The organism is Pantoea eucrina, assembly GCF_020079945.1.
GTDB classification, from domain to species: domain Bacteria; phylum Pseudomonadota; class Gammaproteobacteria; order Enterobacterales; family Enterobacteriaceae; genus Pantoea; species Pantoea eucrina.
The window spans coordinates 2,970,464-2,991,854 of sequence record NZ_CP083448.1 but is presented as its reverse complement, the minus strand read 5'-3'; the positions used below and the strand labels follow the sequence as shown (position 1 = coordinate 2,991,854).

General features: G+C 57.3%; 22 protein-coding genes. 18 read left to right on the top strand and 4 right to left on the bottom strand.

What is annotated here, in order from left to right:
• Positions 1-19 precede the first annotated feature (19 nt).
• From mutL to LAC65_RS14100, 12 genes are all read left to right on the top strand, one after another.
• The gene (mutL, locus tag LAC65_RS14155; RefSeq protein ID WP_039380643.1) at positions 20-1,909 is read left to right on the top strand and encodes a DNA mismatch repair endonuclease MutL; all 1,890 of its coding nucleotides are present in this window, start codon (positions 20-22) and stop codon (positions 1,907-1,909) included.
• Positions 1,902-2,852: a tRNA (adenosine(37)-N6)-dimethylallyltransferase MiaA gene (gene miaA / locus LAC65_RS14150; protein WP_039380640.1), complete on the top strand. Its 951-nt coding sequence runs from the start codon at positions 1,902-1,904 to the stop codon at positions 2,850-2,852. The genes mutL and miaA overlap by 8 nt, the downstream gene beginning before the upstream one ends.
• Before the next feature lie 100 nt (positions 2,853-2,952).
• Entirely contained in the window at positions 2,953-3,267 is a 315-nt protein-coding gene (gene hfq, locus LAC65_RS14145; RefSeq protein WP_039380637.1) for an RNA chaperone Hfq, read from the top strand.
• Positions 3,268-3,347: 80 nt separating this feature from the next.
• The gene (hflX, locus tag LAC65_RS14140; protein WP_039380634.1) at positions 3,348-4,628 is read left to right on the top strand and encodes a ribosome rescue GTPase HflX; all 1,281 of its coding nucleotides are present in this window, start codon (positions 3,348-3,350) and stop codon (positions 4,626-4,628) included.
• A 217-nt stretch (positions 4,629-4,845) separates the two neighbouring features.
• Positions 4,846-6,081, top strand: a complete 1,236-nt coding sequence (hflK, locus tag LAC65_RS14135) for an FtsH protease activity modulator HflK (protein ID WP_039380632.1) — start codon at positions 4,846-4,848, stop codon at positions 6,079-6,081.
• Between the two features lie 3 nt (positions 6,082-6,084).
• Positions 6,085-7,089 (top strand): protease modulator HflC, encoded by a 1,005-nt coding sequence (gene hflC, locus LAC65_RS14130; protein ID WP_039380630.1) that lies wholly within the window; start codon positions 6,085-6,087, stop codon positions 7,087-7,089.
• Positions 7,090-7,143: 54 nt separating this feature from the next.
• Positions 7,144-7,344 (top strand): DUF2065 domain-containing protein, encoded by a 201-nt coding sequence (locus tag LAC65_RS14125; protein ID WP_039380628.1) that lies wholly within the window; start codon positions 7,144-7,146, stop codon positions 7,342-7,344.
• Positions 7,345-7,509: 165 nt separating this feature from the next.
• Complete coding sequence (locus LAC65_RS14120) at positions 7,510-8,808, top strand: adenylosuccinate synthase (RefSeq protein ID WP_039385653.1); 1,299 nt, start codon at positions 7,510-7,512, stop codon at positions 8,806-8,808.
• Between the two features lie 194 nt (positions 8,809-9,002).
• Complete coding sequence (nsrR, locus tag LAC65_RS14115) at positions 9,003-9,446, top strand: nitric oxide-sensing transcriptional repressor NsrR (RefSeq protein WP_039380624.1); 444 nt, start codon at positions 9,003-9,005, stop codon at positions 9,444-9,446.
• Between the two features lie 15 nt (positions 9,447-9,461).
• The gene (gene rnr / locus LAC65_RS14110) at positions 9,462-11,897 is read left to right on the top strand and encodes a ribonuclease R (RefSeq protein ID WP_039380621.1); all 2,436 of its coding nucleotides are present in this window, start codon (positions 9,462-9,464) and stop codon (positions 11,895-11,897) included.
• A gap of 125 nt (positions 11,898-12,022) precedes the next feature.
• Positions 12,023-12,757 carry a 23S rRNA (guanosine(2251)-2'-O)-methyltransferase RlmB gene (gene rlmB / locus LAC65_RS14105; RefSeq protein ID WP_039380618.1) on the top strand — a complete coding sequence of 245 codons (735 nt, stop codon included), beginning with the start codon at positions 12,023-12,025 and terminating at the stop codon, positions 12,755-12,757.
• Between the two features lie 135 nt (positions 12,758-12,892).
• Positions 12,893-14,521 carry an isovaleryl-CoA dehydrogenase gene (locus LAC65_RS14100; RefSeq protein WP_039380614.1) on the top strand — a complete coding sequence of 543 codons (1,629 nt, stop codon included), beginning with the start codon at positions 12,893-12,895 and terminating at the stop codon, positions 14,519-14,521.
• On the opposite strand, the gene bsmA is transcribed toward LAC65_RS14100, so the two are convergent.
• Together bsmA and LAC65_RS14090 are read right to left on the bottom strand one after the other, a co-directional pair.
• On the bottom strand, positions 14,498-14,821 hold the full coding sequence (gene bsmA / locus LAC65_RS14095) for a biofilm peroxide resistance protein BsmA (protein ID WP_039380612.1): 324 nt from the start codon (positions 14,819-14,821) through the stop codon (positions 14,498-14,500). The genes LAC65_RS14100 and bsmA overlap by 24 nt on opposite strands.
• A gap of 57 nt (positions 14,822-14,878) precedes the next feature.
• Positions 14,879-16,810 (bottom strand): methyl-accepting chemotaxis protein, encoded by a 1,932-nt coding sequence (locus LAC65_RS14090; RefSeq protein WP_203025748.1) that lies wholly within the window; start codon positions 16,808-16,810, stop codon positions 14,879-14,881.
• A 150-nt stretch (positions 16,811-16,960) separates the two neighbouring features.
• Between LAC65_RS14090 and yjfP the strand changes: the two genes are divergently transcribed.
• Positions 16,961-17,710, top strand: coding sequence for an esterase (gene yjfP, locus LAC65_RS14085; protein ID WP_039380607.1), 750 nt, complete (start codon positions 16,961-16,963; stop codon positions 17,708-17,710).
• 19 nt (positions 17,711-17,729) lie between these two features.
• Here yjfP and LAC65_RS14080 read toward each other — a convergent pair whose 3' ends face one another.
• A complete protein-coding gene (locus tag LAC65_RS14080; RefSeq protein ID WP_039380605.1) occupies positions 17,730-17,933 on the bottom strand; it encodes a hypothetical protein in 204 nt (67 codons plus the stop codon).
• A gap of 382 nt (positions 17,934-18,315) precedes the next feature.
• Between LAC65_RS14080 and rpsF the strand changes: the two genes are divergently transcribed.
• From rpsF to rplI, 4 genes are read left to right on the top strand one after another with little or no spacing between them, the layout of a single operon-like run.
• Positions 18,316-18,711: a 30S ribosomal protein S6 gene (gene rpsF / locus LAC65_RS14075; RefSeq protein ID WP_039380603.1), complete on the top strand. Its 396-nt coding sequence runs from the start codon at positions 18,316-18,318 to the stop codon at positions 18,709-18,711.
• Positions 18,712-18,717: 6 nt separating this feature from the next.
• Positions 18,718-19,035, top strand: coding sequence for a primosomal replication protein N (priB, locus tag LAC65_RS14070; protein WP_039380601.1), 318 nt, complete (start codon positions 18,718-18,720; stop codon positions 19,033-19,035).
• Between the two features lie 4 nt (positions 19,036-19,039).
• A complete protein-coding gene (gene rpsR, locus LAC65_RS14065; RefSeq protein WP_000135199.1) occupies positions 19,040-19,267 on the top strand; it encodes a 30S ribosomal protein S18 in 228 nt (75 codons plus the stop codon).
• A 39-nt stretch (positions 19,268-19,306) separates the two neighbouring features.
• Positions 19,307-19,756 carry a 50S ribosomal protein L9 gene (gene rplI / locus LAC65_RS14060; RefSeq protein ID WP_039380599.1) on the top strand — a complete coding sequence of 150 codons (450 nt, stop codon included), beginning with the start codon at positions 19,307-19,309 and terminating at the stop codon, positions 19,754-19,756.
• A 56-nt stretch (positions 19,757-19,812) separates the two neighbouring features.
• On the opposite strand, the gene LAC65_RS14055 is transcribed toward rplI, so the two are convergent.
• Positions 19,813-20,478, bottom strand: coding sequence for an OapA family protein (locus LAC65_RS14055; protein ID WP_158448515.1), 666 nt, complete (start codon positions 20,476-20,478; stop codon positions 19,813-19,815).
• A gap of 185 nt (positions 20,479-20,663) precedes the next feature.
• On the opposite strand from LAC65_RS14055, the gene fklB reads away from it, so the two are divergent.
• Complete coding sequence (gene fklB / locus LAC65_RS14050; RefSeq protein WP_039380595.1) at positions 20,664-21,284, top strand: BamJ family beta-barrel-assembly machinery protein; 621 nt, start codon at positions 20,664-20,666, stop codon at positions 21,282-21,284.
• Positions 21,285-21,391: the final 107 nt, after the last annotated feature.

Genomic DNA, 21,391 nt, shown 5'->3' with positions numbered 1-21,391 from the left:
AGCTACAAGGATCACCACCATGCCTATACAGATTTTACCGCCGCAGCTGGCAAACCAGATTGCCGCTGGCGAAGTGGTTGAGCGTCCGGCATCGGTTGTAAAAGAGCTGGTGGAGAACAGCCTCGATGCCGGCGCAACGCGTATCGATATCGATATTGAAAAAGGCGGAGCCCGGCTGATTCGCATTCGCGATAATGGCTGCGGTATTCCCAAAGCAGAGCTGGCGATGGCGCTGGCGCGTCACGCTACCAGTAAAATTGCGTCGCTGGACGATCTCGAAGCGATAGCCAGCCTCGGCTTTCGCGGTGAAGCGCTGGCCAGCATCAGTTCAGTTTCCCGTCTGACGCTGACCTCACGCACCGCCGATCAGCAGGAAGCGTGGCAGGCGTACGCCGAAGGGCGTGATATGCAGGTCACCGTTAAGCCGGCGGCCCATCCGGTGGGAACCTCGCTGGAGGTGCTGGATCTGTTCTACAACACGCCGGCCCGGCGCAAATTTATGCGCACGGAAAAAACGGAGTTCACCCATATTGATGAAGTGATCCGTCGCATTGCGCTGGCGCGTTTTGACGTCGCGATTTCGCTCACGCACAACGGTAAACTGGTGCGTCAGTACCGCGGCGTGACGCAGACGTCGCAACAGGAACGACGTCTGGGCGCGATCTGCGGTACGGCATTTATGCAGCATGCGCTGCGTATCGACTGGCAGCATGACGATCTCGCGCTACGCGGCTGGGTAGCCGATCCGGCTGGCGCGCGGCAAACTCCGGACCTGCAATATTGCTACGTCAACGGTCGTATGATGCGCGACAAGCTGATCAACCATGCCATCCGCCAGGCCTGGCAGGCCCAGGGGGGCGACGATCAGCAGCCTGCCTATGTACTCTATCTGGAGATCGACCCGCATCAGGTTGATGTCAACGTTCATCCTGCCAAGCATGAAGTGCGCTTTCACCAGTCGCGACTGGTGCATGACTTTATCTGGCAGGGCGTGATGAGCGTGCTGCAGGCGAGCCGCAGTGCGGAGCTGCCGGAAGTCGCGGTAAAAGAGCCTGCTGCACCGTGGCAGCCAGAGAACCGTCAGGCTGCCGGCGGTAACCATTTTGCTCAGCCTGCCGCTGCCCCATCCCGGCCTGACGACGCCGCCGCCAACCCGCGCGATCGTGCGCCTGCCCGCAGCGGAAACGCGGGCGCAGGCTGGCAGCATAAAGAACCCGCGTATCGCGCCCGTGAGGGCGCCGCGTATCAGCAGCTGCTGAAGACGCCCTCAGCCGCACCCGCGGCACCGACACCGGCTCCGGCAGCCCCACAGAGAACGCGCGAGCCCACAGCTGGTGCACCGCTGGCCGCGCATGCGCAGAGTTTTGGCCGCGTGCTCAGCGTCGTCCGCGAGCGCTATGCGCTGCTGGAGCGGGGCGCAGCGCTCCAGCTACTCTCGCTGTCCGTCGCTTCGCGCTGGCTAAAGCAGGCGCAGCTTCAGCCGGGGGAGGAGGGGCTGCGGCCGCAGCCGCTGCTGATACCGGTACGCCTGAAAATTGCCGCCAGTGAGCAGGAGGTTATTACCACCCGGGCTGCGCTGCTGCAGCAGATGGGTATTGATTTGCAGCGGGATGGGCAGCATGTCACCCTGCGCGCGGTGCCTTTACCGTTAAGAACACAAAATTTACAAATCTTGATTCCAGAACTGTTAGGCTACCTGGCCCGGCAGCAAGAGGTTTCTGCGTCCATGCTGGCTCAGTGGCTGGCACGTCGTGAGGATGCAGAGGAGCCACACTGGAATCACTCGCAGGCGATTGCGCTACTGGCGGAGCTGGAACGGCTCTGTCCGCAGCTGCTGAAGTCGCCGCCTTCAGGTCTGTTACAGACCCTGGATATTGAGAGCGCGATTAACGCGTTAAAGCATGAGTGAACTAAACCAGGCTGGCCGGCCAAAGGCTATTTTTTTGATGGGGCCAACCGCCTCCGGCAAAACCGCGCTGGCCATTGCATTACGCCAGCAGCTGCCGGTAGAGCTGATTAGCGTTGACTCCGCCCTGATCTATCGCGGGATGGATATAGGAACAGCAAAACCTTCAGCTGAAGAGCAGACGCTGGCTCCTCACCGTCTGCTGGACATACGCGATCCGGCGGAGAGTTATTCTGCCGCTGAATTTCGTCGCGATGCGCTGGCAGAAATGGCGGAGATTACCCGGGAAGGTAAAATTCCGCTGCTTGTTGGTGGAACCATGCTCTACTTTAAGGCGTTGCTTGAAGGATTGTCGCCGCTGCCCCCGGCCGATCCGCAAATACGTCAGCAAATAGAGCAAACGGCGGCTGAACAAGGGTGGGAAACCCTGCACCGCCAGCTGTGTGAAATCGATCCGGTCGCCGGCAGTCGTATTCATCCGAATGATCCGCAGAGACTTTCGCGAGCACTGGAAGTTTTTTTTATTTCGGGTAAAACTTTAACGGAACTGACAAAAACGTCCGGTGAAGCGCTACCCTACGATGTGCACCAGTTTGCGATCGCTCCGGCGCATCGTGAAATGCTGCACCAGCGCATTGCAATGCGTTACGACCAGATGTTAGCGTCAGGCTTTGAGGCGGAGGCTCGTGCCCTTTTTGCGCGAGGTGATTTGCATACGGATATGCCTTCCATTCGTTGTGTCGGTTATCGCCAGATGTGGTCTTATCTTTCAGGCGAAATCAGCTATGACGATATGGTTTATCGGGGAATTTGCGCCACCCGGCAGTTAGCCAAGCGCCAGATGACCTGGTTACGAGGCTGGGAAGGTGTGCACTGGTTAGACAGTGATGCGCCTGAAACAGCCCGCGACACGGTACTTCAGGTAGTTAGTGCTAAGCAGGGCTGATTGTGTACAATTGATCGGTTAGCGTGCGCAAATTTTTACGCAGTTTTTCTGAACCACGGTTCTTAAGTAACAAACAACAAGCATATAAGGAAAAGATAGAATGGCTAAGGGGCAATCATTACAAGACCCGTTTCTGAACGCACTGCGTCGTGAACGTGTTCCGGTTTCGATTTATCTGGTGAACGGCATTAAGCTGCAGGGACAAATTGAGTCTTTCGATCAGTTCGTTATTTTACTGAAAAACACAGTGAGCCAGATGGTGTATAAGCACGCCATCTCTACCGTGGTTCCTTCGCGTCCGGTTTCGCATCACAGTAATAATGCGGGCGGCGGCGGTAGCAGTAACTACCACCACGGCGGAAGCAATCAGAGCGCTCAATCGCAGCCACAACAAGACGGTGATAGCGCAGAGTAAGTTTGCGTAGCCGTAAAGCCAGGGCCGGGGAGCAATCAGGTTTTCCCGTCCTGGTTATTTTATTTTAGCGAGGTTATAGCTTGTTTGACCGTTATGATGCCGGTGAGCAGGCCGTACTGGTACACATCTGGTTCTCCCAAGACAAAGAGCTGGAAGATTTGCAGGAGTTTGAAACTCTTGTCTCTTCTGCGGGCGTCGATGCACTGCAGGTCATTACCGGCAGTCGTAAAGCGCCACATCCCAAATATTTTGTCGGTGAAGGAAAGGCAGTTGAAATTGCCGATGCGGTAAAAGCGAGTGGAGCATCGGTCGTATTATTCGATCATGCCTTATCTCCTGCTCAGGAACGTAATCTCGAGCGTCTGTGCGAATGTCGTGTTATCGATCGCACCGGCTTAATTCTCGACATCTTTGCGCAGCGCGCCCGTACCCATGAAGGGAAATTACAGGTCGAGCTGGCGCAGCTACGCCATCTGGCCACCCGCCTGGTGCGCGGCTGGACACACCTTGAACGTCAGAAAGGCGGCATCGGACTACGTGGACCCGGTGAAACTCAGCTGGAAACTGACCGGCGCTTGCTGCGCGGTCGCATCAGCCAGATCCTGTCGCGGCTTGAGCGTGTTGAAAAGCAGCGTGAACAGGGACGTCAGGCGCGTGCCAAAGCTGATGTGCCTACTGTTTCGCTGGTGGGTTACACCAACGCCGGAAAATCCACCCTGTTTAACGCGGTAACGTCTGCCAATGTGTATGCGGCGGATCAGCTGTTTGCCACGCTCGATCCAACCCTGCGCCGTCTTAATGTCGCCGACGTAGGCGAGGTGGTGCTGGCCGATACCGTCGGTTTTATCCGCCATCTTCCGCACGATCTGGTCGCGGCGTTTAAAGCAACGCTGCAGGAGACCCGCCAGGCAACTCTGCTGCTGCACGTCATCGATGCCGCTGATTTACGCGTTACCGACAACATTGACGCCGTGAATGAAGTGCTGGCTGAAATTGAGGCGGATGAGATCCCCTCGCTGCTGGTTATGAACAAAATCGATATGCTGGATGGGTTTGAACCGCGTATCGATCGCGATGAAGAGCAGCGCCCGACGCGCGTATGGCTCTCAGCGCAAAACGGCGTCGGTCTGGAGCTATTGTGGCAGGCGCTCTCAGAACGGCTGGCAGGTGAGATTGCGCAGTATGAACTGCGTTTGCCACCTGAAGCAGGACGTCTGCGTAGCCGCTTTTACCAGCTGCAGGCGATAGAAAAAGAGTGGAATGAAGAAGATGGCAGTACGGGTTTGCAGGTGCGTATGCCAATTGTTGACTGGCATCGCTTATGCAAACAGGAGCCGTTGCTAACCAGTTATATTGTTTGATATTGCCCAAACGCCTTTATCTGACACATGAGAATGATGCTGTAAGTATGATTGCAGGTTGTCTGCGCCGGAATACGGTTTTGCGGGCGCAACAACCACTGTGCGACTGACCGGATGCTTACCTCTGTAGCGGTCCGGCGACGGGCAGGCAGTTTACCGCGCGGCAGCAGGCGACGTGAAAGGTAAAACACGTAAATACAATAAATGGAGTAGAAACATGGCGTGGAATCAGCCCGGAAATAACGGACAGGACCGCGACCCGTGGGGAAGCAGCAATAATCAAGGCGGCAACTCTGGGGGGAATAAAGGAGGGCGCGAGCAGGGGCCTCCCGATCTGGATGATATCTTCCGTAAGCTGAGTAAAAAACTCGGCGGACTGGGCGGTGGCAAACAGAACGATAACGGTCAGCGCAGCGGCGGTAGCGGTGGCAAACTGGTTGGCATTGCAGGCGCAGCCGTAGTGATTATCTGGGCGGCGAGCGGCTTCTACACCATCAAAGAAGCGGAACGCGGTGTTGTAACCCGTTTTGGCAAATTCAGTCATCTGGTTGAGCCTGGCCTCAACTGGAAGCCGACATTTATTGATAACGTACGCGCTGTCAACGTTGAAGCCGTGCGCGAGCTGGCTGCATCAGGCGTGATGCTGACATCCGATGAAAACGTGGTACGCGTTGAGATGAACGTCCAGTATCGCGTGACCGATCCGGAGCGCTATCTCTATGCAGTAACCAGCGCGGATGACAGCCTGCGTCAGGCCACCGACAGCGCGCTGCGTGGCGTGATTGGTCGTTCCACCATGGATCGCATTCTGACCGAAGGGCGTACCGTGGTGCGTAGCGATACGCAGCGTGAGATTGACGAAACGATTCGCCCCTACAATATGGGGATCACCCTGCTTGACGTAAACTTCCAGGCGGCGCGTCCACCGGAAGAGGTAAAAGCCGCGTTTGATGATGCGATCGCCGCACGCGAAAACCGTGAGCAGTATGTGCGTGAAGCAGAAGCCTATGCCAACGAAGTGCAGCCGCGTGCCAACGGTCAGGCGCAGCGTATTCTGGAAGAAGCGCGAGCGTACAAAGAGCGTACCGTACTGGAAGCGCAGGGTGAGGTTGCCCGTTTTGCGCGTCTGCTGCCGGAGTACAAGGCGGCTCCGCAAATTACCAAAGAGCGTCTCTATATCGAAACCATGGAGCGCGTGCTGAGTCATACGCGCAAAGTGCTGGTTAACGATCGCAGCAACAATCTGATGGTACTGCCGCTCGACCAGCTGCTGCGCAACGGCCAGTCAGGCAGCCAGAGCGGTCAGAACAACACTAACCTGATGAAATTGCCTTCGTCGCTAGGCAGCAGTGCCGATCGCAACAGTAACTCATCTTATAGTCCGGACAGCGTCATGGACCAGCGTCGCGCAAACGCGCTGCGCAACGATACCCAGCGCGAAGGGAGGGAGTAACCGATGCGTAAGCCAATCATCGCCGTAATTATCGTAGTGCTGGTGGTGCTCTACGCGTCACTGTTTGTTGTGCAGGAAGGCCAGCGCGGTATCGTGCTGCGTTTTGGTAAAGTCCTGCGCGACGACGAGAATAAGCCACAGGTTTATTCGCCGGGTCTGCACTTTAAAATCCCATTTATTGAAACCGTGAAATCGCTGGATGCACGTATTCAGACCATGGATAACCAGGCCGATCGCTTTGTCACCAAAGAGAAGAAAGATCTGATCGTCGACTCTTATATCAAGTGGCGTATCAGCGACTTCAGCCGCTACTACCTGGCAACGGGCGGTGGCGATATCTCTCAGGCTGAGGTGCTGCTGAAACGTAAGTTCAGCGACCGTCTGCGTTCAGAAATGGGCCGCCTCGATGTGAAAGATATTGTGACCGATTCGCGTGGCCGTCTGACCACTGACGTACGCGATGCGCTGAACACGGGCAGCGCGGGTAACGATGATGAAGTACAGACGCCGGCAGCAGATGATGCCATCGCCAGCGCTGCCGCACGCGTTGAGCGCGAAACCAATAGCAGCGAGCCTGCGCCAAATCCAAACAGTATGGCGGCGCTGGGTATTCAGGTTGTTGATGTGCGTATTAAGCAGATCAACCTGCCAACTGAAGTCTCTGACGCCATCTACAACCGTATGCGCGCCGAGCGTGAAGCGGTTGCCCGTAGCCAGCGTTCACAGGGGCAGGAAGAGGCAGAAAAACTGCGTGCGCAGGCTGATTACCAGGTAACCCGTACGCTGGCTGAAGCGCAGCGTCAGGCGCTGATCTCGCGCGGTGAAGGGGATGGTGAAGCCGCCAAGCTGTTCGCCGATGCCTTCAGCCAGGATCCTGATTTCTATGCGTTCATTCGCAGCCTGCGGGCGTATGAAAACAGCTTTGCGGATAATCAGGACGTCATGGTGCTGAGCCCGGATAGCGATTTCTTCCGCTATATGAAAGCACCGACCAACGTTTCACGATAAGCGCTTATAAAGCCAGGGCCGACACTGATGTCGGCCCTTTTTTTTGGATAACGTATGAATTCAACCATCTGGATGGCGCTTGCGCTGGTGCTGATACTGGAAGGCGCAGGGCCGATGTTAATGCCGCGACTCTGGCGGCGCATGATCCTTTCTCTGACGCAGCTGCCTGACCGCCTGTTGCATCGTTTTGGCGGTGGACTGGTTGTAGCGGGCGTGGTGATTTACTGCCTGTTCAGCCAGCATATGCAGGGATAATCGCGCCGCTTACTGGTTAAGTTGTGCCTGTCAGGCCGAGCCTCCCCAACATGTTGTGAGCTGAACAAAAGGCAGGCAAAAAACAGCGCAAACGTGTGCTAAAAGTGCTGAAACTGTGAAAAACCGATGGTAGAATCCATTTTTAAGCAATCGGTGATTTTAGAAATGGGTAAGAACGTCGTCGTACTGGGCACCCAATGGGGTGACGAAGGTAAAGGTAAAATCGTAGACCTTCTGACTGAACGCGCTAATTATGTGGTGCGTTACCAGGGTGGCCACAATGCAGGCCATACACTTGTCATCAACGGTGAAAAAACCGTCCTCCACTTAATTCCTTCTGGCATCCTGCGTGAAAATGTTACCAGCATCATTGGTAACGGGGTGGTATTGTCACCTGAAGCGCTGATGAAAGAGATGAATGGTCTGGAAGCGCGCGGTGTGCCGGTACGTGAACGTCTGCTGATTTCTGAAGCCTGCCCGCTGATCCTGCAATATCACGTTGCAATGGATCTGGCACGCGAAAAAGCGCGCGGTGCCAAAGCGATCGGTACCACGGGCCGCGGTATCGGGCCTGCCTATGAAGATAAAGTGGCGCGTCGCGGCCTGCGGGTCAGCGATCTGTTCAACAAAGAGACCTTTGCAACCAAGCTGAAAGAGATTGTTGATTTCTACAACTTCCAGCTGGTGAACTACTACAAAACCGATGCCGTTGACTACGAAAAAGTGCTGAGCGACGTGATGGCCGTAGCGGACATCCTGACCAGCATGGTAGTGGACGTATCCGATCTGCTGGATGGCGCGCGCAAGCGTGGCGATCTGATCATGTTTGAAGGTGCGCAGGGTACCCTGCTGGATATCGACCACGGTACTTACCCCTATGTGACTTCCTCTAACACCACCGCAGGCGGCGTGGCAACCGGCTCCGGTATCGGTCCGCGCTATGTCGACTACGTGCTGGGTATCGTGAAAGCCTACTCCACCCGCGTCGGAGCGGGTCCGTTCCCGACCGAGCTGTTTGATGAGACCGGTGAGTTTCTGTGCAAGCAGGGCAATGAGTTTGGTGCCACTACCGGCCGCCGTCGCCGTACCGGCTGGCTTGATGCGGTTGCTGTACGCCGTGCCGTACAGATTAACTCGCTTTCCGGCTTCTGCATGACCAAACTGGACGTGCTGGATGGCCTGAAAGAGGTTAAAATCTGTGTCGGCTACCGTATGCCGGATGGCCGCGAGATGACCACTACGCCGCTGGCAGCTGAAGGCTGGGAAGGTATCGAACCGATTTACGAAACTCTGCCTGGCTGGAATGAGACCACCTTTGGTGTCAAAACCGTGGAGGGTCTGCCCCAGGCCGCACGTGATTACATCAAGCGTGTCGAAGAAGTAACCGGTGTGCCGGTTGATATTATCTCAACGGGCCCGGACCGTAGTGAGACCATGATTCTGCGCGATCCGTTCGACGCATAATCTTCTCAGGCCGGACATGTTCCGGCCTCTGTTTATCCGCTGTCTGCTTCCGCTCACTCTGTTTTTTTCGGCTCAGGACCACACGGGCATGAAAAAAGCGCTCCGGGTTTTTCCGCACTGGTTTATCATCATTGTTAATCGAAGCGTGCAGCTGGCGCTAAAACTAAAAAATCTGATGGTTTACTGAGGTATATGTGCAGCTAACAAGTTTTACCGATTATGGTCTGCGCGCACTGATTTACATGGCTACGCTGCCCGAGGGCAGGCAGACTAACATTACTGAAGTCACCGATACTTACGGCGTATCGCGTAACCATATGGTAAAAATCATCAATCAACTGAGCCGGGCCGGCTTTGTAGCTGCTACACGCGGCAAAAACGGCGGAATTCGTTTAGGTATGGACCCGGAAAAAATTATTATTGGCGACGTTGTCAGAAAGATGGAGCCGCTGCAGTTAGTTAACTGTGACACCTGCGCCATCACCCCAGCCTGCCGCTTACGTAAGGCGCTTAATGACGCCGTGCAGTTATTTTTGCAGGAGCTGGATAACTATACGCTGGCCGATCTGGTAAGAAACAACGATTCGCTCTACCACATCCTATTGTCCGAACCGCCGGTGGCAATCCACTCCAAATGACATCGGAGGAACCTAATGTCAAAAGATCCTTTTCAGGACAGAGAAGCTGAAAAATATGATAACCCGATCCCCAGCCGCGAATTTATTCTCGGGCTGCTGGAGCAGCGGGAAAAACCAGCCAGCCGCGAAGAGATTGCGGGGGCGTTAAACATCACCAGTGAAGATCAGCTGGAGGCGCTGCGCCGTCGTCTGCGCGCAATGGAGCGTGACGGTCAGCTGGTCTTTACCCGTCGTCAGTGCTATGCGCTGCCGGAACGCCTCGACCTGCTGCGCGGCAAAGTGATTGGCCATCGTGACGGCTACGGCTTTTTACGCGCTGAAGGGCAAAAAGATGACTTCTATCTTTCCGCCGAACAGATGAAATTCTGCCTGCATGGCGACGTGATCCTGGCGCAGCCAGGCGGTGCCGATCGTAAAGGTCGCCGTGAAGCGCGCGTGGTGCGGGTGCTTGAACCGCGCAACAGCCAGATTGTCGGCCGCTACTTTACCGATGCCGGCACGGGCTTCGTGGTGCCGGACGATAGCCGTCTGAGCTTTGATATTCTTATTCCGCAGGACGCAACGCTTGATGCCCGGATGGGCTCTGTTGTCGTGGTCGAGATTGTGCAGCGCGCCACGCGCCGCACCAAAGCTATCGGTAAAGTCACCGAAATCCTCGGCGACAATATGGGCACCGGTCTGGCAGTTGATATGGCGCTGCGTACGCATGAAATTCCGCACACCTGGCCGGAAGAGGTCGAAAGAGAGATTGCGAAGCTGAAAGAAGAGGTGCCGGAAGCGGCGAAGCAGGGACGTATCGATCTGCGTCAGCTGCCGCTGGTTACCATTGATGGCGAAGATGCCCGCGACTTCGATGATGCCGTCTACTGCGAGAAAAAGCGCGGTGGTGGCTGGCGCCTGTGGGTAGCGATCGCTGACGTAAGTTACTACGTGCGGCCGGGTACGGCGCTGGATGACGAAGCGCATCAGCGCGGAACATCAGTCTACTTCCCGTCGCAGGTCGTGCCGATGCTGCCTGAGATCCTCTCCAACGGCCTCTGCTCGCTGAATCCGCAGGTTGACCGCCTTTGCATGGTCTGTGAGATGACTATCTCTGCCAGCGGTAAACTGACCGGCTATAAGCATTATGAAGCGGTGATGAACTCACACGCGCGACTGACCTATAACAAAGTCTGGAATATCCTGCAGGGTAATCCCGAGCTGCGTGAGCAGTATGCGGCACAGGTAAAACATCTCGAAGAGCTGCACGCTATGTACGAGGTGCTGGAAACCGCACGCGAGCAGCGCGGTGGCATCTCATTTGAAACGGAAGAAGCGAAGTTTATCTTCAACGCTGAGCGCCGTATTGAGCGCGTTGAGCGCACGGTACGTAACGACGCGCATAAACTTATCGAAGAGTGCATGATCCTCGCTAACATCGCGTCTGCCCGCTTTGTGGAGAAACACCAGGAGCCGGCGCTGTTCCGCGATCACGATCGTCCGAGTGAAGACAGCATCACCAGTTTCCGCACCGTACTGAGCGAGCTGGGTCTGAGCCTGCCGGGCGGCGCAAAACCGCAGCCTGTGGACTACGCCGAACTGCTGGATCAGATCGCCGAGCGTCCGGATGCTGAGATGCTGCAGACCATGCTGCTGCGCTCCATGAAACAGGCGGTCTACGATCCGGAAAACCGCGGACACTTTGGTCTGGCGCTGGCTTCTTACGCCCACTTTACTTCGCCGATCCGCCGCTATCCGGATCTGCTGCTGCACCGGGCGATTAAATATCTGCTGGCAAAAGAGCAGGGCATGGAAAACGGTATCACTACGCCGAACGGCGGCTACCACTATGATATGCAGCAGATGCTGCAGCTGGGTCAGCACTGTTCGATGACCGAGCGCCGCGCTGATGAAGCGACGCGCGACGTTGCTGACTGGCTGAAGTGCGACTTCATGCAGGATCAGGTGGGCAATGTGTTTAACGGCGTGATCTCCAGCGTGACCGGCTTTGGCTTCTTTGTGCGGCTGAGCGATCTGTTCATCGATGGCCTGGTGCATGTCTCCACGCTGGATAACGACTACTATCGCTTTGATGCCGTCGGACAGCGTCTGATCGGCGAGTCGGGCGGCCGTACCTATCGTCTTGGCGATGCGGTGGAAGTGCGCGTGGATGCGGTGCACATGGATGAGCGTAAAATCGATTTTGCACTGATCTCCAGCAAGCGCGTGCCGCGTGGCGAAGGCAAAACCGCGCGGGAACGCGAGAAGCGCAGCGGCAAGCCTGCCACAAAGCGCCGTCGCGACGCGGGTAAAAAAGGCAACTTTGAACCGGATGCGGCTTTCCGTGGTGAAAAGAAACCGGCTGCTGCGCAGAAAAGTGAGAAAAAAGGCAATAAAGTCTCTGAGAAAACCCGTAAAATCGCCGCCGCCACTAAGGCTAAGCGGGCATCAAAAAAAAGCAGCGCGACCTGATGGTCACCGGATTGTCCTGACAGGCAATCCGGGTATGCTTTACGCGCTGTACCGGATGCGCCGCCGCGCGCATCCTGAACCCGGATCTCAGCGATCGCTGTTCTAACCCAATCTTGAGCAAAATAATGAGCGAAATAGTTTTTGGCATTCATGCCGTGCAGGCGCTGCTGGAGCGCGACCCCCAGCGTTTTCAGGAAGTTTTCATTCTCAAAGGGCGCGACGATCGCCGCCTGCAGCCGCTGATTGCCGCACTGGAAGCTCAGGGTATTGTGATCCAGCTGGCTAACCGCCAGTGGCTCGATGCACAGGTAGAGGGCGGCGTGCATCAGGGCATCGTGGCGCGTATCAAACCGGGTAAAAATTACCAGGAGGGCGATCTGCCCGATCTGCTGCAGTCGCTGGAGAAACCGTTTCTGCTGATCCTCGACGGCGTAACCGATCCACACAACCTGGGTGCCTGCCTGCGCAGTGCTGACGCGGCGGGTGTTCATGCGGTCATCGTGCCGAAAGATCGTGCTGCACCGCTTAACGCCACGGCAAAAAAAGTCGCCAGCGGCGCTGCGGAAAACGTTCCGCTCATTCGCGTCACTAACCTGGCGCGCACTATGCGACTGCTGCAGGAATACAACATCTGGATCGTTGGCACTGCCGGTGAGGCGGATCATACGGTTTATCAGAGCAAAATGACCGGTCCGCTGGCGCTGGTGATGGGGGCGGAGGGCGAAGGTATGCGCCGCCTGACGCGCGAACACTGCGATGAGCTGATCAGCATTCCGATGGCAGGCAGCGTCTCTTCGCTGAACGTCTCGGTGGCGACCGGCGTCTGCCTGTTTGAGGCCGTGCGCCAGCGCCAGGCGTGATCGGCAACGCAAAATATCAACAAGCGCTTTCCCCTCCTGTACGGCTCTCCTGAATAATTCAGACAGAGCAGGCTGCCAGACGGTTACTCTGCCTGGCAGCCTCGTCGCTATGATGCGTTATCATCAGGAGGCGCTATGTTTCATACCACTCACCACGTATTCAATCAGCCTCATCCTCTCTGTAACAGTAATCTGTTTACCCGCGACAGCGCTCTGTGCGATGCCGTGGTGCGCGAAGGCGCGGCCTGGGACCAGGCGTGGCTGGCGTCGGTTGGTCTGCAGCTTGGCAGCGCGGAATCGCTGGAGCTGGGACGGCTGGCCAATAGTGAACCGCCGGTACTGCAGCGCTATGACGCGCGCGGCGAGCGCATCGACGAGGTGCGGTTTCATCCCGCCTGGCATCTGCTGATGCAGGGCGTCTGTGCCAGCCGCTTACATAATCTCAGCTGGCAGCCTGATGCCCCGGCTCATGCCATGGTAGCGCGTGCGGCGCGCTTTATTCTGCATGCCCAGGCGGAAGCGGGTTCCCTCTGTCCGGTCACCATGACGCACGCCGCGCTTCCTCTGCTGCAGGCGCATCTGCCCGCAGCCTATGCTGACTGGCGCGCAGGCCTGCTGAGCGACCGCTACGATGCCCATCACCTGCCAGGCGGTCAGAAGCGCGGGCTGCTGATTGGCATGGGGATGACTGAAAAGCAGGGCGGTACTGACGTGCTGACTAACACCACGCGCGCTGAACCACTCGGTGTGCGTGCGCCGGGCGAGCCGTGGCGCATTACCGGTCATAAATGGTTTTTCTCTGTGCCGCAAAGCGATGCGCATCTGATCCTGGCCCATACCTCACGCGGCCTGAGCTGTTTTTTTCTGCCGCGACTGCTGCCTGACGGCACGCGCAATGCGCTGCGCATCGAGCAGCTCAAGGAGAAGCTGGGCAACCGCTCCAATGCCAGCGCTGAAGTGGAGTTTCAGGATGCCACTGGCTGGCTGATGGGCGAAGAGGGTGAAGGCGTGCGGCTGTTGTTACGCATGGGCGGCATGACGCGCTTCGACTGCGCGCTCGGCAGCCACGGCCTGATGCGCCGTGCGCTGTCGGTGGCGCTGCATCATGCGCAGCAGCGACAGGTCATGGGCAAACCGCTCAGCGAGCAGCCGCTGATGCGCCTCCAGCTGGCACGACAGGCGCTGCAGCTTGAAGCGCAGACTGCGCTGTTGCTGCGGCTCGCCCGGGCGTGGTCAGCGCCAGCCAGCGAGACGGAGCGGCTCTATGCCCGGCTCTTTACACCGGTAGCGAAGTTTGCCATCTGCCGGGCCGGTATGCCGTTTGTCGCGGAGAGCATGGAGGTGCTGGGCGGTATCGGCTACTGCGAACAGAGCGAACTGCCGCGGCTGTATCGCGAGATGCCGGTTAACAGCATCTGGGAGGGATCGGGCAATGTCATGTGTCTGGATATTCTGCGCGTACTGCAGCGCTATCCTGCATGCCATGCGCTGCTGCAGCAGGAGTTTGAGGCGGTGAGGGGCGCTAATCGTCATGTTGATCGCAGCTGGCGTCAGCTGCGTCTGCAGCTGCGTCATCCGCATGAAGCGCAGGCGCGTGACCTGGCGCAGGAGCTGTTCTGGCTGGCGAGTGCGGCGATACTGCTGAAAGTCGCAGAACCGCCGCTGGCCGATGCGTGGTGTGCGCTTGCGCTCGACGGGCGCGGCGCACGTGGCCCGGATGAGACGCTGGCCGCGCGTCTGCTACTGCGCGCCGGCGCTGCCTGAAGGCGCGCCGTAGAGAATCGCGGTGGCATACCACAGGCCGGGAAAGGAGGTTTCATCCAGCATCACAATCTGATAATAGACAGCCCCGGCCTGGCTGGCGCGTGCAGCGATTGCGCGCTGCGCATCATCCGGTGAACCGCGCGTTGAGGCGCTGATATTGCCCAGCTTCGGCAGTCCGGCGCTCTGCGCGCGCGAAATCTCCTGGGGCTGCGAGGCGGGCGGCGGCGGCGCCTGCGGGGTCGACTGCAGCGTTGAACATCCACACAGCACCAGACTCAACAGCAGTAACAGACGGGACATAACGGCTCCGGGAGTGCAGGGAAGATAGCTAAAGTGTAAGCCATCTTCCCGCAATCATCAGCTGTTGAGCCTGAACAGGCTGACCAGCGCCGTAAGATGATGCCCTTTCTCGCTCAGATGCCGGGCGGTGCTCTCGGACTGCATAACCATATCGCTGCTCTGATGCGTCGCCTGACCAATATGGTTCATCGCCAGATTAACCTGACCAATACCTGCTGCCTGTTCCTGCGCCGCGATATTGATCTCATCCATCAGCGTTTTGACCTGCTCAAAATGCGTCACAATGTGGTTCATATTATCGCGCGTCTGCTCAGAGAGCGCATGGCCCGCCGCAACCCGCTCAATGGATCGGGCGATCAGCGTATCGATCTCTTTTGCAGCGCTGGCGCTGCGTTGCGCCAGCGCCCGCACTTCGGCGGCGACCACGGCAAAGCCGCGCCCGTGCTCGCCGGCGCGCGCGGCTTCTACGGCTGCGTTCAGTGCCAGGATATTGGTCTGAAATGCAATTGACTCAATCACATGGGTAATATCGGCAATACTCTGCGACGCAACCCTGATCTCCGCCATGGTTTCCGCTGAGCGTGCGACAGTGGCGCCGCCCTGACTGACGGTACCGGCAGCTTCGCTCATCAATGCCATTGCCTGACGTACGTTAGCCGCGGTCTGCGCCACCGTGGCGCCAAACTGCTCCATGCTGGCGGAAGTCTCTTCCACGCTGCTCGCCTGACGGCTAATCTGCTCGCTGATGGTCGCGCTGCCGGCCGCAATCGTATCGGTGCCGTCACTTATCTCCTGAGCGGCGCCCCGCACCTGGCGCACCACTTTTTCCAGCCCGTCGCCAATGCCGTTGATAGCAGCCACCAGCTGGCCAACCTCATCGCGTCGCGTTGAGTTAAGATGCGCCTGCAGGTTACCGGCCGCATACTCCTCAGCCAGATGGATCACCTGCTGCAGCGGGCGGGTAAGGGCGTGACGACAGTAAAAAACAAAGCCGGCAGCAAACAGCAGCACCAGCGCCAGGCCGATAGCCATAAACAGGTTGCGACTCTGCGTAACCGGAGCCAGCAACGCGGCACGGCTGACCTCACCGGCGATAATCCAGTCCCAGCCCGGCAGCTGCTGCCACGCCAGCAGCCGGGTTTCACCGGCGTCCTCAAAGCTGAGCAGCCCGGCGGGCTGAGTCAGCAGCCGCTGCTGTACCGCCTGGCTCCAGCGCGGCTGCTGGCCCTCAGCGTGGCGGTCAAACAGGTAGGTGCCCTGTTTGCTGCCCGGCGTACCGTTCAGCACAAAGAAACTGCCGCTGTCACCGAGATGGCGCGCCAGCACTTTGTCGCGCATCAGCGCATACTGTGTATCGATTTTTACGCCGACAAATAAAATCGCAATGACGCTGCCGCTTTCATCACGCACCGGCTCATACTGGGTGATATAGCGATGCCCGAACAGCGTAGCCAGCCCGCGCCATGTGATGCCTTGCTGCACGCTGCGCCAGGCAGCGCTGCTGCGATCCAGCCGGGTGCCAATGGCGCGGCTGCCATCCTCTTTTTTCAGTGACGTCGCGATACGCACGTAATCATCGCCGTCGCGGACAAAGATGGTCGTCACCGCGCCGGTACGCTCAAAAAAGTCATCCACGGCAAGCTGATCGAGATTGAGCGTTTTCAGACCGGCACGCAGCACCGGCGTGCTCAGCTCGCCTGTCTGAACGCGGGTGCTCTCGTCACGGCTGAAACGTTTAGGTAAAAAGCTCTGGAACAGTCTGGTGTAGTTTGCCACCTCTTCGGAGAGCGTAGCGTTAAACAGCGTGGCCATTTCACTGATGCCCTGTACCTGATTAGTCATATCGTCGGTTGCCAGCTGTTCCAGCTGACGGGCGGCGTTATGGCTCAGGGTAAATGTCAGGACAAACAGTACGACGGCGACGCTGAAAGACGTCAATACAGACAGCCTGACGCCAAGGCTCAGGACACTGAGAGAAAGACGCTTCATAAAATACCTGTTATTTAGAATGGGGGAGAACGATCAACGGCAAAAACCGGCAAAGGTTTAGGGTGAAAAAGCAGCGACGTTAATCTGCTAACGCGCCAGCAGAGAACAGGTACACTCGGTATCAGATGCACGCTATTCAGGAGCGCTACCGTGATTGAACTGACAACAGAGACTCTGGCAGGAATCGAGTGTATTCATGCCGCACCCGCCGGTCAGCGGCAAACGCCGCTACCCGCCATTCTCTTTTACCATGGCTTTACCTCATCAAAAGAGGTTTACAGCTACTTTGCTGTGGCGCTGGCGCAGGCAGGATTTCGCGTCATCATGCCCGATGCAGAGATGCACGGGGCGCGTTATCAGGGCGACAGCGCGCTGCGTATGACGCGTTTCTGGGAAATTTTGCGTCAGAATATTGATGAGCTGCCGCAGCTGGAGACTGCGCTGCGTGACCATCGCTGGATTGCCGGCGAACGTTTTGCGGTGGCGGGGGCCTCAATGGGCGGGATGACGGCGCTGGGAGCCATGGCGCGCTACCCGCACCTTCAGAGTGTCGGCTGTCTGATGGGATCCGGCTATTTCCGGCAGCTCAGCGAGCAGCTCTTTCCGCCGCTGGTACCGAAAACTCCTGAACAGCAGCTGCTGCTTGCCGCGCGCCTGGCGCCGCTGAGCGCTTACGATCCCGCCACACAGCTGGGCAGGCTTGCCAGCCGGCCGCTGCTGCTCTGGCACGGCGAAGCGGATGAGGTGGTGCCTTTTGCTGAAACGCAGCGCCTCGCAGAGGCGCTGCGCGCCACCCGGCAGGATGGTCAGCTTACGTTCCTGTCCGAACCGCAGATCGGGCATAAAATCACGCCCGCCGCGCTCACCGCGCTGGTGGCGTTTTTTACGCGTACCCTCTGAGCAGCCGCCAGCGGTGACTTCAGCGCTGCCCGGACAGTCGATCGGCGGGGCGCTGCGCAGCGGTAAACGGGTTATCAGCCGGCGCATCCAGCCGGTTAACATAGATATAGCCTGAAGCCGCTTTACTGCTGCTTCTCATCTGCTGCGCAGAGTCAGTAACGCTGGCAATCGCGGGGGAAGAGAGAAAGAGACTCAGTAAAGTGGCGACAATGACAGCTTTCATAATCGACTCCTCACTTGTGATACTTCATCAATCGCGCACGCGGTGCATTGTTCAGGGCGCTTTTATAGAGTTTAGTTTTTAACCGGCGCAGCGCCAGAGCGGCTTTTTGAACGCGTACCTCAATGTTTTTGAAAAAACGTGCGTAACAGGCTGAAGTGGCACGCTTAGCACAAAAAGGCGCTCTGGCTGGCACGCCTGCGCGAAACAGGCGAAATGTGCGCTTGTGTTTAGCCCCTGAGGCCAGTATGATTACGCGTCAATTTTTCAGCTGCATTCAGAGGTGTGTGTCATTTAACGATGATATGCAACCTATAACGTTCCTTGCTTCCATGGGCCGCAGCTGACCCTGACAGGAGGCTGAATAATCCGTAAGGAGCTATCGATGCGTCATTACGAAATCGTATTTATGGTCCATCCTGACCAGAGCGAACAGGTTCCGGGCATGATCGAGCGTTACACTGGTGCTATCACTGGTGCACAGGGCACGATCCACCGTCTGGAAGACTGGGGCCGCCGTCAGCTGGCTTACCCGATCAACAAACTGCACAAAGCTCACTATGTTCTGCTGAACGTAGAAGCGCCGCAGGAAGTGATCGACGAGCTGGAAACTAACTTCCGCTTCAACGACGCCGTTATCCGCAGCATGGTTATGCGCGTTAAGCACGCGGTAACTGAAGCTTCTCCGATGGTTAAAGCGAAAGACGAGCGTCGTGAGCGCCGCGAAGATTTCGCTAACGAATCGGCAGAAGAGTCAGATGCTGGGGATTCTGAAGAGTAATTCCCGATGACGGCAAATCAGCTGCGTCTGTCTGGCACTGTGTGCAAGACGCCAGTTCGAAACGTCAGTCCGTCAGGGATCCCACACTGCCAGTTCATGCTTGAGCATCGTTCTGTGCAGGAGGAGGCCGGGTTTCACCGGCAAGCCTGGTGTCAGATGCCGGTGATTATCAGCGGCAGCGCCCATCAGGCGATTACTCAACATATAACGGTCGGCACGCAACTCACGCTCACAGGTTTTATTAGCTGCCATCAGGCACGCAATGGCCAGAGCAAACTTGTGTTACATGCCGAGCAGATTGAATTGATAGATTCTGGAGACTAGCCAAATGGCACGTTATTTCCGTCGTCGCAAGTTCTGCCGTTTCACCGCGGAAGGCGTTCAAGAGATCGATTATAAAGATATCGCAACGCTGAAAAACTACATCACTGAAAGCGGCAAGATTGTTCCAAGCCGTATCACCGGTACTCGTGCTAAATACCAGCGTCAGCTGGCTCGTGCTATCAAGCGCGCGCGTTACCTGTCTCTGCTGCCGTACACTGATCGTCATCAGTAATCGGCAACTGTCCACTAACGACTTTAAGAGGATAAGGTAATGCAAGTTATTCTGCTTGATAAAGTAGCAAACCTGGGCAGCCTGGGTGACCAGGTTAACGTTAAAGCGGGCTACGCTCGTAACTTCCTGGTACCACAGGGCAAAGCTGTTCCTGCTACCAAGAAAAACGTTGAGTTCTTTGAAACTCGTCGTGCTGAACTGGAAGCCAAACTGGCTGACGTTCAGGCAGCTGCCAACGCACGTGCTGAGAAAATCAGCAGCCTGGGCACTGTTACCATCGCGTCTAAAGCAGGCGACGAAGGTAAACTGTTCGGTTCTATCGGTACCCGCGACATCGCTGATGCAGTTACTGCAGCAGGTGTTGAGGTGTCTAAGAGCGAAGTTCGCCTGCCGAACGGCGTTCTGCGCACCACCGGTGAGCATGAAGTTGACTTCCAGGTTCATAGCGAAGTTTTCGCTAAACTGGTTGTGAATGTAGTTTCTGCATAATTTTATGCAGTAATGCGAAAACGCCGGCCCTGTGCCGGCGTTTTTGTTTCCGGCGTTTACTGGGCGCGGATAAAACTGCCGTCGGGCTGACGGGTAAACAGTACCGGACCGTTACTGCCGTCAACGGTAAGGCCGGTCACCACGCCGTCGCCATTCTGCCGAATTTTCACCTGCTGACCGCTCTGCAGCGAGCTCAGCGGCGAGCCTTCCCCTTCGACGCGCGCCATCGCAAACACGTCATTAACCGGCAGATTATTGTCCCGGAACAGCTGCGCCAGTGTCTGGCCTGAGGCGATGCTGTAGCTGCGCCAGATGCCCTGCGCATCAATAGCCGGCCGGCCGTTTTGCGGCACAGAAGCGCTATCCTGATTACCAGAAAGCTCCGCCTGCATGGGCACCTCTTTCGGCTGACTCTCAACCGAACGTTCAACCGGATATTTTCCATTGCTGGTCGGCCAGAGAAACGCCAGCAGCACAATGATCAGGGCAATAACGATGCCGCGGCGATGAAGCGGCGGCAGGGGATCCATCCAGCGTACATCATCCAGCAGGTGCCAGACGCGCTGCAGGGCAGCAGGCATGCGGGACGGGGTATCTGTAGCCATAGGTGAATCCTCCTCGCCAGCGGTTTTATGCATTCTGGCTGGCAGCCAGCGTTGCAGCCAGGGTAATAGCGTTCGCGTGGTGCGCGTCCGGCGACGTCGCGGGGCAATCTGGCCCATGTTATCTCTCTTGTTTTACAGTATGGGCAATGACAGCAGGAAGTGCCCGCCAGCATTGAAAAATTTGACCTGCGTATTGTTTCTGTTTCGTCGCCAAATGTCATCACGCACCGCGTGAGATTTTACGCCAGCCGCGTGCGCTGCTATGCTGCCGGTTCACTTTTATCCGGGATTAAGGAATCAAGATGACGACCCCTTCATTTGACAGCGTCGAATCACAAGCAAGTTACGGTATCGGTTTACAGGTTGGTCAGCAGCTGCAGGAGTCTGGACTGCAGGGTCTGCAGCCTGAAGCACTGCTGGCAGGTCTGCGCGACGCGCTGGAAGGGAACTCACCGGCGGTTCCGGTTGATGTGGTACACCGTGCGCTGCGCGAAGTACACGAGCGTGCAGAAGGCGTGCGCCGCGAGCGCACCGAAGCGATGGCCGCGCAGGGTCAGCAGTTCCTGGAGCAGAATGCCCAGCGCGAAGGCGTCAGCACTACGGAGTCAGGTCTGCAGTTTAGCGTGATCAAGCAGGGCGATGGCCCGATCCCGTCACGTCAGGATCGCGTACGCGTGCACTACACCGGTAAGCTTATCGACGGCAGCGTATTCGACAGCTCCGTTGCTCGCGGTGAGCCAGCAGAGTTTCCGGTTACCGGCGTTATCGCTGGCTGGATTGAAGCATTAACGCTGATGCCGGTTGGCTCAAAATGGGAGCTGACTATCCCGCACAACCTCGCCTACGGTGAGCGTGGTGCCGGCGCCTCAATTCCGCCATTCAGCACCCTGGTTTTTGAAGTTGAGCTGCTGGAAATCCTGTAATAGCTTCGCCGCCAGGGGCGTATAAATGCGCCCCTACGGGTTGGCCGATGTAGGGGCGCCATTAATGGCGCCCTTGTTGCGTGTGGGGATCGAATGTAGGGGCGCCA

Bases quoted from the DNA above. Each gene is read 5' to 3' on its own strand.
- LAC65_RS14100 (WP_039380614.1), top strand. From the start codon at position 12,893: ATGTTTCATACCACTCACCACGTATTCAATCAGCCTCATCCTCTCTGT.
- LAC65_RS14120 (WP_039385653.1), top strand. From the start codon at position 7,510: ATGGGTAAGAACGTCGTCGTACTGGGCACCCAATGGGGTGACGAAGGT.
- hfq (WP_039380637.1), top strand. From the start codon at position 2,953: ATGGCTAAGGGGCAATCATTACAAGACCCGTTTCTGAACGCACTGCGT.
- hflK (WP_039380632.1), top strand. From the start codon at position 4,846: ATGGCGTGGAATCAGCCCGGAAATAACGGACAGGACCGCGACCCGTGG.
- hflC (WP_039380630.1), top strand. From the start codon at position 6,085: ATGCGTAAGCCAATCATCGCCGTAATTATCGTAGTGCTGGTGGTGCTC.
- miaA (WP_039380640.1), top strand. From the start codon at position 1,902: ATGAGTGAACTAAACCAGGCTGGCCGGCCAAAGGCTATTTTTTTGATG.
- rpsR (WP_000135199.1), top strand. From the start codon at position 19,040: ATGGCACGTTATTTCCGTCGTCGCAAGTTCTGCCGTTTCACCGCGGAA.
- LAC65_RS14080 (WP_039380605.1), bottom strand. From the start codon at position 17,933: ATGAAAGCTGTCATTGTCGCCACTTTACTGAGTCTCTTTCTCTCTTCC.
- rlmB (WP_039380618.1), top strand. From the start codon at position 12,023: ATGAGCGAAATAGTTTTTGGCATTCATGCCGTGCAGGCGCTGCTGGAG.
- bsmA (WP_039380612.1), bottom strand. From the start codon at position 14,821: ATGTCCCGTCTGTTACTGCTGTTGAGTCTGGTGCTGTGTGGATGTTCA.
- rnr (WP_039380621.1), top strand. From the start codon at position 9,462: ATGTCAAAAGATCCTTTTCAGGACAGAGAAGCTGAAAAATATGATAAC.
- LAC65_RS14055 (WP_158448515.1), bottom strand. From the start codon at position 20,478: ATGGGCCAGATTGCCCCGCGACGTCGCCGGACGCGCACCACGCGAACG.
- LAC65_RS14090 (WP_203025748.1), bottom strand. From the start codon at position 16,810: ATGAAGCGTCTTTCTCTCAGTGTCCTGAGCCTTGGCGTCAGGCTGTCT.
- LAC65_RS14125 (WP_039380628.1), top strand. From the start codon at position 7,144: ATGAATTCAACCATCTGGATGGCGCTTGCGCTGGTGCTGATACTGGAA.
- rpsF (WP_039380603.1), top strand. From the start codon at position 18,316: ATGCGTCATTACGAAATCGTATTTATGGTCCATCCTGACCAGAGCGAA.
- mutL (WP_039380643.1), top strand. From the start codon at position 20: ATGCCTATACAGATTTTACCGCCGCAGCTGGCAAACCAGATTGCCGCT.
- priB (WP_039380601.1), top strand. From the start codon at position 18,718: ATGACGGCAAATCAGCTGCGTCTGTCTGGCACTGTGTGCAAGACGCCA.
- rplI (WP_039380599.1), top strand. From the start codon at position 19,307: ATGCAAGTTATTCTGCTTGATAAAGTAGCAAACCTGGGCAGCCTGGGT.
- fklB (WP_039380595.1), top strand. From the start codon at position 20,664: ATGACGACCCCTTCATTTGACAGCGTCGAATCACAAGCAAGTTACGGT.